The sequence below is a fragment of the Bacillus sp. PS108 genome (assembly GCF_037963335.1).
Taxonomy (GTDB): domain Bacteria; phylum Bacillota; class Bacilli; order Bacillales; family Bacillaceae; genus Bacillus; species Bacillus subtilis.
The window spans coordinates 3,501,069-3,513,202 of sequence record NZ_CP150155.1 but is presented as its reverse complement, the minus strand read 5'-3'; the positions used below and the strand labels follow the sequence as shown (position 1 = coordinate 3,513,202).

At 44.3% G+C, this 12,134-nt stretch carries 11 protein-coding genes; 5 read left to right on the top strand and 6 right to left on the bottom strand.

The window, feature by feature from the left end; translation table 11 throughout:
• Positions 1 to 4 precede the first annotated feature (4 nt).
• Positions 5 to 202, top strand: coding sequence for a PspC domain-containing protein (locus NSQ16_RS18250; protein ID WP_003228065.1), 198 nt, complete (start codon positions 5 to 7; stop codon positions 200 to 202).
• 1 nt (position 203) lies between these two features.
• Positions 204 to 563, top strand: a complete 360-nt coding sequence (locus tag NSQ16_RS18245) for a phage holin family protein (RefSeq protein WP_003228066.1) — start codon at positions 204 to 206, stop codon at positions 561 to 563.
• 27 nt (positions 564 to 590) lie between these two features.
• Here the strand turns inward: NSQ16_RS18245 and NSQ16_RS18240 are convergent, their stop codons facing one another.
• Entirely contained in the window at positions 591 to 1,802 is a 1,212-nt protein-coding gene (locus NSQ16_RS18240; protein WP_230488628.1) for an MFS transporter, read from the bottom strand.
• 20 nt (positions 1,803 to 1,822) lie between these two features.
• Positions 1,823 to 2,332 carry a pulcherriminic acid biosynthesis transcriptional regulator PchR gene (gene pchR, locus NSQ16_RS18235; RefSeq protein ID WP_003228073.1) on the bottom strand — a complete coding sequence of 170 codons (510 nt, stop codon included), beginning with the start codon at positions 2,330 to 2,332 and terminating at the stop codon, positions 1,823 to 1,825.
• Positions 2,333 to 2,757: 425 nt separating this feature from the next.
• Here pchR and pchC point away from each other — a divergent pair, with 425 nt between their 5' ends.
• Entirely contained in the window at positions 2,758 to 3,504 is a 747-nt protein-coding gene (pchC, locus tag NSQ16_RS18230; protein ID WP_327836422.1) for a cyclo(L-leucyl-L-leucyl) synthase, read from the top strand.
• Positions 3,505 to 3,519: 15 nt separating this feature from the next.
• The gene (gene cypX, locus NSQ16_RS18225) at positions 3,520 to 4,737 is read left to right on the top strand and encodes a pulcherriminic acid synthase (protein WP_327836424.1); all 1,218 of its coding nucleotides are present in this window, start codon (positions 3,520 to 3,522) and stop codon (positions 4,735 to 4,737) included.
• Positions 4,738 to 4,775: 38 nt separating this feature from the next.
• Here the strand turns inward: cypX and NSQ16_RS18220 are convergent, their stop codons facing one another.
• The gene (locus NSQ16_RS18220) at positions 4,776 to 5,237 is read right to left on the bottom strand and encodes a MarR family transcriptional regulator (protein ID WP_029318333.1); all 462 of its coding nucleotides are present in this window, start codon (positions 5,235 to 5,237) and stop codon (positions 4,776 to 4,778) included.
• Between the two features lie 164 nt (positions 5,238 to 5,401).
• Between NSQ16_RS18220 and NSQ16_RS18215 the strand changes: the two genes are divergently transcribed.
• Positions 5,402 to 9,271, top strand: coding sequence for a metallophosphoesterase (locus tag NSQ16_RS18215; RefSeq protein WP_327836426.1), 3,870 nt, complete (start codon positions 5,402 to 5,404; stop codon positions 9,269 to 9,271).
• Between the two features lie 19 nt (positions 9,272 to 9,290).
• Here NSQ16_RS18215 and nagR read toward each other — a convergent pair whose 3' ends face one another.
• The 3 genes from nagR to nagA are packed head-to-tail and all read right to left on the bottom strand — an operon-like array spanning position 9,291 to position 11,955.
• Complete coding sequence (nagR, locus tag NSQ16_RS18210) at positions 9,291 to 10,022, bottom strand: N-acetylglucosamine utilization transcriptional regulator NagR (protein WP_003228089.1); 732 nt, start codon at positions 10,020 to 10,022, stop codon at positions 9,291 to 9,293.
• 17 nt (positions 10,023 to 10,039) lie between these two features.
• A complete protein-coding gene (gene nagB, locus NSQ16_RS18205; protein ID WP_227058259.1) occupies positions 10,040 to 10,768 on the bottom strand; it encodes a glucosamine-6-phosphate deaminase in 729 nt (242 codons plus the stop codon).
• A complete protein-coding gene (nagA, locus tag NSQ16_RS18200; protein ID WP_017695288.1) occupies positions 10,765 to 11,955 on the bottom strand; it encodes an N-acetylglucosamine-6-phosphate deacetylase in 1,191 nt (396 codons plus the stop codon). The genes nagB and nagA overlap by 4 nt, the downstream gene beginning before the upstream one ends.
• Between the last annotated feature and the right edge of the window lie 179 nt (positions 11,956 to 12,134).

Genomic DNA, 12,134 nt, shown 5'->3' with positions numbered 1-12,134 from the left:
TCGAATGAATAAGCTTTATCGCTCAGAAAAAAATAAGAAAATCGCCGGTGTTATCGGAGGTCTCGCGGAATATTTCAATTGGGACGCATCACTCCTCAGAGTCATAACTGTCATCTTAGCCATTATGACAAGTGTCTTGCCGGTTTTGCTCATTTATATCATTTGGATTTTTATCGTCCCGTCAGAAAGGGATATGAAATGACATGGTAAAATGGGCAGTCAGCATTTTAGTCAATGCATTGTTATTAATCGTCATTGATGGATATATTGACTCCATCCATATCAGCAGCATTGGGGCAGCGATTATCGCCAGCCTCATTTTATCGATCTTAAACGTGCTGATTAAACCGCTTTTAATTATATTTACACTGCCGGTCACCATGGTGACGCTTGGACTCTTCTTGTTTGTGATTAACGCCATCACGCTTATGATGACCGCGTCCATTATGGGTGACAGCTTTCAAATCGACGGCTTCGGCACAGCGATATGGGCATCCGTTATCCTGTCGGTCTTCCATTTGCTGATTCAAAAAGGCATTTTAGAGCCGCTTAGAAAAAAATAAAAAAAGCTGCCCGCAAAGGCAGCTTTTTTACATGTGGTGCTTTTTTTGTTTCGTGCGCTTCTGCGGCGAAAACATTGGCGGAAGAAGGCAAAAGCTCAATGCGGCAAATCCAAGGCCTAGGAGGCTAAAGGACATGGCAGACGGCATCATTGTGAGCAAGTAGGCAGATACCATCGGACCTGCTGCCATGCCTGTATATCGGATAAAGTTAAACATTCCGATTGCACTCCCTCTGTTGTGCTCAAATTCATTAGTAATCATTGTAGAGTACAAGGGAGGAATAACCCCCATCGAGATGCCAAACAGTGCCAGCGTCAGAGCCATGAGAACGAGAGAAACGGAATGTGTAACAGCAAATAAAATGATGCTGCAGGCGGCAATCACATTGCTTCCGATAAACAAGGTGTGCAGCCCGATTTTTGCCTGTATTCTTTTAAACAGAAACGTACCTGCAATCGTGCTCAGCGCCAGCGGCAAATATAACAGTCCTGCTATACCCACATCTATATGGTAATGCTCTGTCAGCAATATTGGGAGGTAGACAATTACTGCAAAATAAATGAAAAAGAGAACAAAACTTAAAGTCAAAATGACGTTCCCTGTTCGATTTGTAAATATTGATTTATAATGAGCGAACACATTGCCTTTGGCTTGCTGCATAGATTCAGTTGGACAATCTTTAGGAAAGGTGATGCTGTTTGTCACCAGCAAAACGATCGAGATGGCCGCAAGTATCCAAAAAATCCCTTCGTATCCGGCTGCTCCGCCTATGAATCCTCCTAAAACTGGGGCAATAGCCGGTGCGACAGACAGGAGCATTTGATACGTTCCCATTGCACTCCCGCGTTCATTGCCTGTAAACAGCTGTCCGATCGTTGTGGCAGCAATAAGAGGCAGTGCTGCGGAACCGGCTGCCTGTATCATTCTGAATATCAGAAACAAAGTAAAGTCAGTAGTCACCGCACAGCCGATGCTGGCTGCTGCCGTTGCCAGAATACCGGTAATCAAGACGATCCGAGCGCCTTTAAAATCAATGATCGCTCCTAATATAATTTGCATTATTGCTGTCACAATCATAAAAACTGAGACTGACAGGTTCACCATAGCTGTGGAAACATGGAATGATTCTTTAATGATCGGAAGAATAGGTGAATAAATGTTCTGGCTTAAAGATGCAAAAAATGCACTGAAGCAAACAGTGTATAAGATCAATACTGCCTTTGATTTTGTATGAGCCAAAGTGTACACCGCCTTTTTGTTTACTTTACAGGTTTGTCCGGAGTCCCATCGGTTTGTTCTGCTTCAAGTGTTGACGTCAACTGCTCTAGAAACTTCAATACAGCCTTTTGTTCTTCTTGTGAAAATGAATCGAGGAATTGGTAAAAAGCCAGCTCCTTTTTTTTATGCAGTTTCTCATGTAAGTCGAAAATCCGTCTGCCTTTACGGGTTAATTTAAAATAAACTTCTTTTTTGTTATCTGTCAGCTGATAGCTGTTAATGAATTCTTCCTTGATCAGTTTTGTGCTGATTTTCGTTACATTCGCTTTCGATAAGTTCATTTTTCTGGCAATCCCCGCATTGTTAATGGGTTCATGCTGGCCGATGCAGTCAATGACGTGAATGCTTGTCATATTTTTGGGAATTTCAGCTACATCCTCTTCTGCGGCCTCCTTAAAAAATTGCTGAAGTGAAGTGTTCGCTTTTTGTTCATTAAGGTGCAGCAGTCTCACGTATATGTCGTATATCATCTGTTTTGTCAAATCAGACATAGGCTACCTTCTTTCTTAGGAATAATAGTTTACGATGAAACAATAAAACAAATCGTTTACTCGTGAACAATTTTATTTTATCTTTTCTTGTTTTCGTTGTCAATTGTTGGTGTTTAGACTATTTGTTGATATGTCATGCTGAATATGCGTGTAAAAAGTGTGTGTAAAAAGTGATGTTTACATTTATTTTCAAATATTTGGGCACAGATCATATTGACGTTTGGAAGGAAAAGGGATAAAATGACTAATGTTTACTAGTAAACATTTATCATGATATGGGTATTGAAAATGATTATTAAAATCTTAAAAAACATTTGGAAACTTTAAGTGATGCCTGCCATTCGTCTTGTTCAGTTGTTCTAGCTATTCCATCTTGTATTTGAGGGTGATGACTTAAAGCGGGATAAGTTTTAGGGGTGAATGAGATGACCGGAATGGTAACGGAAAGAAGGTCTGTGCATTTTATTGCTGAGGCATTAACAGAAAACTGCAGAGAAATATTTGAACGGCGCAGGCATGTTTTGGTGGGAATCAGCCCATTTAACAGCAGGTTTTCAGAGGATTATATTTACAGATTAATTGGATGGGCGAAAGCTCAATTTAAAAGCGTTTCAGTTTTACTTGCAGGGCATGAGGCCGCTAATCTTCTAGAAGCGCTTGGAACTCCGAGAGGAAAGGCTGAACGAAAAGTAAGGAAAGAGGTATCACGAAACAGGAGATTTGCAGAAAGAGCTCTTGTGGCTCATGGCGGGGATCCGAAGGCGATTCATACATTTTCTGATTTTATGGATAACAAAGCCTACCAGCTGTTGAGACAAGAAGTTGAACATGCATTTTTTGATCAGCCTCATTTTCGACATGCTTGTTTGGACATGTCTCGTGAAGCGATAATCGGGCGTGCACGGGGCGTCAGTTTGATGATGGAAGAAGTCAGTGAGGATATGCTGAATTTGGCTGTGGAATATGTCATAGCTGAGCTGCCGTTTTTTATCGGAGCTCCGGATATTTTAGAGGTGGAAGAGACGCTCCTTGCTTATCATCGTCCGTGGAAGCTGGGTGAGAAGATCAGTAACCATGAATTTTCTATTTGTATGCGGCCGAATCAAGGGTATCTCATTGTACAGGAAATGGCGCAGATGCTTTCTGAGAAACGGATCACATCTGAAGGATGATAGGGGGAGTAAAACATGAGCCAATCGATTAAATTGTTTAGTGTGCTTTCTGATCAATTTCAAAACAATCCATATGCTTATTTTTCACAACTGCGGGAGGAAGATCCGGTTCATTATGAAGAGTCGATAGACAGTTATTTTATCAGCCGCTATCATGATGTCCGCTATATCCTTCAGCATCCGGATATCTTCACGACGAAATCACTTGTTGAGCGTGCCGAACCAGTCATGCGAGGCCCTGTGCTGGCCCAAATGCATGGAAAAGAACACTCTGCCAAAAGAAGAATTGTAGTGAGAAGCTTCATCGGTGACGCACTGGATCATCTGTCTCCATTGATTAAACAAAATGCAGAAAACTTGTTAGCGCCTTATCTTGAAAGAGGGAAAATTGATCTCGTCAATGATTTTGGAAAGACGTTTGCGGTGTGCGTCACGATGGACATGCTCGGGCTGGATAAAAGAGACCATGAAAAAATCTCTGAGTGGCACAGCGGAGTTGCCGATTTTATCACGAGTATCTCTCAATCTCCTGAAGCGCGGGCACATTCGTTATGGTGCAGCGAACAGCTTTCCCAATACTTGATGCCGGTCATTAAAGAACGTCGCGTCAATCCGGGATCAGATTTAATTTCCATCCTATGTACTTCTGAATATGAAGGCATGGCGATGTCGGACAAGGATATACTCGCACTGATTCTTAATGTGCTGTTAGCCGCAACGGAACCGGCTGATAAGACGCTGGCACTGATGATCTACCATTTGCTCAACAATCCTGAGCAGATGAATGATGTTTTGGCTGACCGTTCGTTAGTTCCGAGAGCCATTGCGGAGACATTGCGTTATAAACCGCCGGTTCAGCTGATTCCGCGGCAGCTGTCCCAAGATACAGTGGTCGGCGGTATGGAAATCAAAAAAGATACGATTGTTTTTTGTATGATCGGTGCGGCTAACCGGGACCCTGAAGCATTTGAACAGCCTGACGTGTTTAATATTCATCGGGAAGATCTTGGCATCAAGAGCGCTTTTAGCGGCGCCGCCCGGCATCTCGCTTTCGGATCCGGCATTCATAACTGTGTAGGAGCAGCTTTTGCCAAAACCGAAATCGAAATTGTAGCTAATATTGTGCTGGATAAGATGCGGAATATCAGATTAGAGGAAGATTTTTGTTATGCTGAGTCCGGTCTGTATACACGCGGACCCGTCTCACTTCATATTGTATTTGACAGGGCTTAATAATATGGAAAGGTCTCTCCCGTGCGGGTGAGGCTTTTTTACATATGCTTGATCCACAAGTTAATAAACGCAGTCACTGTTTTCAACTCATCAATTGAAAATTCATTGAAGAGCTGTTTGTATTGCTCCTTTGCTTTTTGATGAAGCTGTTCATGTAACCCCGCCAGTTCTTTGCCGCTTTCAGTTAACGTATAAAAAATTTCTTTTTTGTTGCCCGGCTTTTTTGTCACTGTAATGATGTTATGTTTCAACAAAGCTTGAATTGCTTTTGAAACAGCTGCTTTTGAGATATGTAAGCGGGATGCTAAGAAGCTGTTATTCACATTTTTGCTGGTATGTAAACAGGAAACAATGTGAAGCTGGGTCAATGTCCAGTCTTTTTTGAGGTGGTCGAGATGTTGTGAGGACGGAATCTGCACCTTTTGCCAGACGCGTTTATCTCTTTTTAATGCGAATTGTTGTATAGCTTGAAATAATTCATCATGAATGCTGTTGTTCATCAATTTGCCTCTCTGATTTAATTGTTAACTGGTTAACTATCCTTAGTTTACTGGGGAATAGTGGAATTTTCAAGAGGCAGACGTTTTTTTGTTCTTTATGCACAAAAATGAACTCATAAGCTTCCCTGTTCAGACGCAAAATACATGAAAAGGGAGGTGCTTTGATGAGGAAATACACGGTTATTGCTTCTATATTACTGTCTTTTCTTTCCGTTTTGTCTGGCGGCCATCATGAATCGAAAGCTTTTCCTGTTGTTCAGCAGGAACCATTTCAGACGCCTCATTACATACCCTTGCTTGAAAATCCTCCTCAAATTGATGTGAAAGCTGAAATGAGAAACAATCTAATGATTGAGGCTCAAGTTCGCGATAATTCGTATCAAGCATTTTCCGCCTTTCTTTTTTATAAACAAAGTAATGAGCTGGGCTACAAAATGGTGCCGATGGACCCGACCCCCGGAGCGGTCCGCAAGTTTTTGGCACAAATTCCGAAACGTTTGATTTGGAACAGCGAGCTTGAGTATTACATTGTGATGTCGAATGGGAAGCAGCGGGTGAAGTCGGAGACGAAGAAACTGAAGCTTGAAGGATACCAGGCTGACCTTGCCCATATTCCGGAGCTTCTGATCACAGAGCTGGCGGTTGATACGAAGAATATAGGACGTGCAGACGGTTATGAATTTATTGAGATTTTTAATACGACTGACAGAACGATTGATTTTAAAGACTACCATATCCGTTACCGCTACCCAAAAGAAGGGCCTGACTCCGATCTGATTTGGAGACCTGCTGAAAGGATCTTGATACCATCCGGCGAAACGTTTGTCGTCTGGCTGAAACCTGCCGGGCATCCAGAATTGACGTCAGAGGATTTCAATCGTTATTATCAGACACAACTAAAAGAAGGAAAAAATCTCGCGGTGATAGACGAGACAGAGGGTATGGCCAATACGAGGCCGCGGGCCGTTGTGATATCAACGAATACAGGAAAGGACATTTCGGTTGCGCATTATCGGAAACATGCGCTGCGCCGGCTGTCATCAGTGCTTTATAAGTATCCGCTGAACGGAACCGCAGAACTTCTGAACATTTCAATCGGGGAAAAGAATCCATCTCCCGGAACCGTATTACAGGCACAGGTGCCCGAGCAGAAACGGAAAATCAAGCTCGATAAAGAAAAGCCGGTCATTGAGGATTTAACTGACCGCAAGCCTGTCCGCCCTGCTGAAAGCATTGAGCTGCGGGCTGACATACGGGACCGAAGTCTAGTGAAAACAGCGGCCTTTTACTACCGGACGGATGAGAACAAACCGTTTAAGCGAATTCTTGCTGAAAAAGACCGCAACGATAATCTCTACCATTATATTGTGTATTCGCCTGAATTGATCGGGAAGGATCAGCTAGAGTATTATGTGGCGGCCGGGGACGGGATCAATGAAGCGAGAACGCCGGTCAAAATGATTGATATTAAACAAACAAGCAAGTCGCACGGTCTGCGGATGAATATTGAAAACAGAGACACGCTGTCGGGAACTCAATTTCTCAAAGCCACGACAGAAGGGCGAGCTGACCGCATTAAGCTGTGGATTGACGGGAAAAAACAAGTGACAGAGCCCGCAATGGAAAAGGAAGTATATTTTGCATTCGATACGAGGAAAACGAACCTTTATTTTAAAAACGCGGTAACGATGGAAGGCAAAGTGCTGAAGGTGTTCGATGATACAACAAATAAATACCGCACCTATTCTGTTCCGTTGCCAGAGACACTGCTTCGGAAAGGGAAGCAGCTGCAGCGTATTACAATACGATCGGGTTCGAAGGTGTCTCCGTTTGATACGGCTGAAAACCGTGATGACTTCTTAGTCAAAAACGCCCGATTGGTGTTATCGGATGGAACGGTGATCAGGGATCAGAGGGTGTCCCCTGAGAAGGAACTCTTTATTGGCGATAATCAGCGCTCGAATAAAAGCTGGCAATTTCAGTTCAATCTGCCTGACGGACTATTTACATCACAGCTGCTGGAGTGGGATACATCAAAGCTTTCTGAAGGCGCTCACCATATTCAAGCAAGCGACGGCAAGGAAAATGTCAGCCTGGTTGTACGGGTAGATAATTCAGGACCTCACATTGAGCCGAATATCACCGAGGGGCAAACGTATAAAGGAAACCTTATCCTGCAGGCGGATATGTATGATAAATGGAGCAAAATTGAGGAAGCGGAAGCGTCTTTAGATGGAGAAAGCATTACACTCCCATATCATACGTCCTCTTCTGATCTTTTGCCGGGAAAACATTCTCTAAAAGTGACAGCAACGGATCTCGCGGGCAATAAAACAGTGATTGAGAGGATATTTAAAACCGAACGAGAGCATCCGGACCAGCCGGAGGTTATAGACAGCGAAGCCGACACGCATAAGGCCAAGCTTTCTGTACGGGTGAAAGATCCGACGAATGATGCCATGGATGTTGGTTTTTATAGGGGATTTCAATATACAGCGCGCAATCATGTGAAAATATTTAAGCACGCGTCACTGACTGAACCGCCGAAAAGCTTTGTGCCGGAAAGGGAGACCCCATTTACGAATAAAGAATTGGAGCGGGTATCAGCTGCTGATGGAAAAACAGTATCGACAGAAAACAAAGAGCTTTTCCCTTATCATCGCTTTGAAGTGACGGTTGATCCATCAATTGATGAGAATGATCTGGCAGAAGCAGTCTGGAAGGGCAGTTCTTTGCCGGGGAGAAAGGTGACGATGTATGCTTGGAATTATCGGACAAACGAATGGCAGCCTGTTGACAGCTTCGTCGCGAAGGATGACAAATCGTTTACGCTGAAAGCGTCTGTGATTGCCGCCGATTTTGTACGGGAGTCGAAAATGAATGTGATTGTACAGGATGAAATTCCTCCTGCGAAGGATATGTACACATTTGTCTGGATGTCTGATACACAGTATTACGCCGAAAGCTATCCGCATATTTTTGATAAACAGACAGAATGGATAAAAGATAATCAAAAGCAGCTCAATATCAAATATGTGTTCCACACGGGTGATATTGTAGATGATTCCGCTGATATCAGACAGTGGAAAAACGCTGATCGGTCAATGTCCGTTCTGGATAAGAGCGGAATACCTTACGGCGTGCTGGCCGGCAACCACGATGTGGGGCATAAGGACGGCTCCTACAGGGCGTTTGGCAAATATTTTGGCAGCGATCGTTTTGATAAAAAATTGCATTATGGCGGTTCCTATAAAAACAACCGCGGACATTATGACCTGATTTCTAGCAACGGCAATGATTATATCATGCTGTACATGGGATGGGGCATTACGGATGAAGACATCGCGTGGATGAATCAGGTGCTGAAGAAACACCCTGACCGGATAGCAATTTTAGCTTTTCATGAGTATTTGCTGGTCAGCGGAAACAGAAGCCCGATCGGAGAGAAAATATTCAAAGAAATCGTAAAGCCGAACCCGAATGTCGTGATGGTATTGAGCGGGCATTATCATAGTGCGATGAGAAAAACAGATGAGCTGGATGATGATGGTGATGGGAAGCCGGATCGTCTTGTGCATCAAATGCTGGCCGATTATCAGGGCGGGCCAGAAGGCGGTCAAGGGTATTTGCGTTTGCTTCAATTTGACCAGGCAAATGACATGGTGCACGTATCGACGTATTCTCCGTATGTAAAGGATAAGAATTACTATGATACGGATACCTATGGCAACAAGGATGAATTTTCCCTTTCGCTTGATTTGAAGCCAAGAATCAAAAAGGTGGAAACCGATTATTTTGAATGTAACGTATATACCAATGAAGAGCTCGGAAAACGGGAGCAAGTGAAGAGCGGGGATACAGCTGAATTCCGCTGGGATCATCTTGAACCGCAGTCTGTTTATTATTGGTACATTATAGTGGAAGACAGTTTTAACGGCAAAACGAAATCACCGATCTGGAAGTTCAAGACGAAAAAAGAAACATATCGTCCGGCACCAGACCAGTTTGATTTTCGCCATGTCTCCAATCCTTAAAAAGGGTTGGAGGCTTTTTTTATGAAAGACGATCCATATAGTGGACAAATGTATAACGGTCGCCTCTGTATACGGATTTTGCATGCTCAAAAGCAGTTCCGTTCTGCAGATATGTTGTTCGTTTAATTAATAGGACTGGCGCTCCCTTTTGAATACCAAGAATGTTCGCTTCTTCCGTGGTGGCAGCGCTTGGCTCAAGCTCCTGTTTTGCACGGGAAATCGGTATGCTATTGTACCTTTCAATATGATCATAGATCGACGACTGAAAATGCGATTCGTTCAATTCACCCGCAAGCTCAAACGGAATATGTGAGGACTCAATCGCCATCGGAATATCATTTGCCAGCCGCACCCGAGTGATTTTATGGATAGAGGAGGGGTGCCCGCAGCCTAATATAGCCGCGAGTTCCTCAGTTGAATCAATAAGCTGATAATCAATGAGCCTGCTGCCCGGTGTCATCCCGCGGCTTTTCATATCCTCGGTAAAGCTTGTCAGCCCTTGAAGTGCTTGTTCCATTTTTGGCTTGCTGACAAAGGTGCCCCGCCCTTTCAGGCGATAGAGCAAGCCTTCATTAACTAAATTAGAAAGCGCCTGGCGAACTGTCATCCGGCTGATCCCGAATTGTTCGGCATATTCGCGCTCAGAAGGAAGAGGCATATCCGGCTGCAGCTCTCCGTTCTTAATTTGGGTTTTTAATTGCTCCATAATCTGATAGTAAATCGGAATAGGCGATTGTTTATTGATATTCATAAGTCAGCATGTTCCTTTCAAGGTCTTAATGACGCGGCTTCACGATCAATCAAAACCGTAACATCGGAATGCAGGTGCAAAGCAGATGCGGGAAAATCTTCGCTGATATTTCCTTCTAACAGCTTACGAACAGCTTCCGCTTTGCTTTTTCCAGAAATGAGCAGCAGAATGCGCTTGCTTGAGAGTATCGTTTGAATTCCCATTGTCAGTGCTTTTTTCGGCACGCTGTCTATAGAAGGAAAATATCTGGCATTCGCTTGGCGGGTTTGCTCATTTAATGTCACAACATGAGTTCGCGACTTGAAAGAGGTTCCCGGTTCGTTAAAGCCGATGTGTCCGTTTCGGCCGATGCCGAGAAGCTGAATGTCAGTGCCGCCGAGGGACTCGACTAGCTGTTCAAACCGTCTGCATTCGGCTTCCAAATCGTCTGCATTTCCATTCGGAATAAAATGCCGGCTAGGCTTGCTGTCGATATGCTGAAATAAACGGTCATTCATATAGAAGTGATAGCTGTTCGGGTCATTGCTTGAAAGTCTGGCGTACTCATCCAAATTAACTGTAGTGACGTTTTGAAATGAGAGATTCTCAGTTTGGTGCAGGCGGATCAGCTCGCGATACGTGCCTTCCGGTGTGCCGCCCGTCGCTAACCCGAGAACGGCATCAGGTTTTTCTTTGATTGTATCTGCCGTTATTCTGGCTGCTTTTTGGCTTAGCTCTTCATACGTTTGACATTCCATTACTTTCATATCTGGTCAGCCTCCTTGGATATAAATGCAATGTTTCCGCGGCAAATGGTGAGAATCACCTCGCAATCACTGCTGACAATCACCAAATCTGCATCTTTTCCCACAGTCACACTGCCTTTTCGGTCAAAGATGCCCAGCTGTTTGGCCGCGTTTGCAGAAGTTATATTAGCTATATCCGTCCAAGAGCAATTTGTAAACTCACGCATATGCCGTGCGCCTTCGTTCATTTTGAGGATCGAACCGGCAAGGGTTCCGTCTGAAAGAAGAGCTGTTCGTCCTCTTACCGTCACACTTTGGCCGCCGAACTCATATACGCCGTCTTTCAGGCCTTTTGCCCTCATGGAATCGGTAATTAAAATGAGCTTGCTGCTGCCTTTCGCCAAAAAAGCAAGCTTTGCAGCTAAAGGGTGGGAGTGAATGCCATCGGCGATAAGCTCTGTCACAAACCCATCATGGGCCAGCGCCGTTCCGATCACTCCGGGCTCTCGGTGATGAAACGGGCTCATCGCGTTGTACAGATGGGTCATATGGCTCGCCCCTGCTTTTGCGGCATCCGACAGCAATGCGGAATCGGCATCCGTGTGCCCCATGGATGCGATAATCGATTCGTCTTTCAAATGGCGGATCAGTTCAAAATGCTGATCCTCCTCCGGCGCAAGTGTAACAATTTTGATCAGTCCGCCCGCCTCCTGCTGCCACTTTTTGAAAAGCGCAACATCCGAAGGCCTAATCCACTCCTTTGGCTGCGCTCCGGCTCTTTTAGGCGAAACAAAGGGGCCCTCTAAATGAATGCCGAGCAGTTCTGCACCTAATAAAGAGGACTCTTCAGCCGCTTTCCACTCTCTTGCGTTCACCAAAGCTTGAGAAATGTTCCCATGCTCTTGGGTAATCGTTGTGGCTAAAAAGCTCGTCGTGCCTTCTTCGGGAAGTCTTGACGACATGATGTCGAGCGCAGAAAAGCTTGCATCCATCGTATCTGCGCCATAGCCGCCGTGGATATGAATGTCAATCATGCCGGGAAGCAAAACGGAATTCGCAGGTGCTTGAATCTCTTTTGAATATGGCTCCTTGGGCCGTTCTGTTGAGACTGTGCTGATTTTTCCGTCATTGATTCCGACATAGCCGTTTTTGATTACTTCATTTTCTGTCACGATCGCAATGTCTTTGATAAGAAGACTCTCTGCCATAGATGATCCGCCTTTCTGGAATTTGAATACCTTTATTTTACTCTTTTTCAGACTAGTGATCTAGACCAGCTGAGGTGTTTTCCCGCCTTTTATAAAATCTGTTTTAGGTTCAAGCCTGAAAGTGATAAAATGAAAGTATTGTGAGCAAGCTCGGGGCAGCCCGGAACAGGAGGAACATA

Bases quoted from the DNA above. Each gene is read 5' to 3' on its own strand.
- pchR (WP_003228073.1), bottom strand. From the start codon at position 2,332: ATGTCTGATTTGACAAAACAGATGATATACGACATATACGTGAGACTG.
- nagA (WP_017695288.1), bottom strand. From the start codon at position 11,955: ATGGCAGAGAGTCTTCTTATCAAAGACATTGCGATCGTGACAGAAAAT.
- pchC (WP_327836422.1), top strand. From the start codon at position 2,758: ATGACCGGAATGGTAACGGAAAGAAGGTCTGTGCATTTTATTGCTGAG.
- cypX (WP_327836424.1), top strand. From the start codon at position 3,520: ATGAGCCAATCGATTAAATTGTTTAGTGTGCTTTCTGATCAATTTCAA.
- NSQ16_RS18250 (WP_003228065.1), top strand. From the start codon at position 5: ATGAATAAGCTTTATCGCTCAGAAAAAAATAAGAAAATCGCCGGTGTT.
- NSQ16_RS18245 (WP_003228066.1), top strand. From the start codon at position 204: ATGGTAAAATGGGCAGTCAGCATTTTAGTCAATGCATTGTTATTAATC.
- NSQ16_RS18215 (WP_327836426.1), top strand. From the start codon at position 5,402: ATGAGGAAATACACGGTTATTGCTTCTATATTACTGTCTTTTCTTTCC.
- nagR (WP_003228089.1), bottom strand. From the start codon at position 10,022: ATGAATATCAATAAACAATCGCCTATTCCGATTTACTATCAGATTATG.
- nagB (WP_227058259.1), bottom strand. From the start codon at position 10,768: ATGAAAGTAATGGAATGTCAAACGTATGAAGAGCTAAGCCAAAAAGCA.
- NSQ16_RS18220 (WP_029318333.1), bottom strand. From the start codon at position 5,237: ATGAACAACAGCATTCATGATGAATTATTTCAAGCTATACAACAATTC.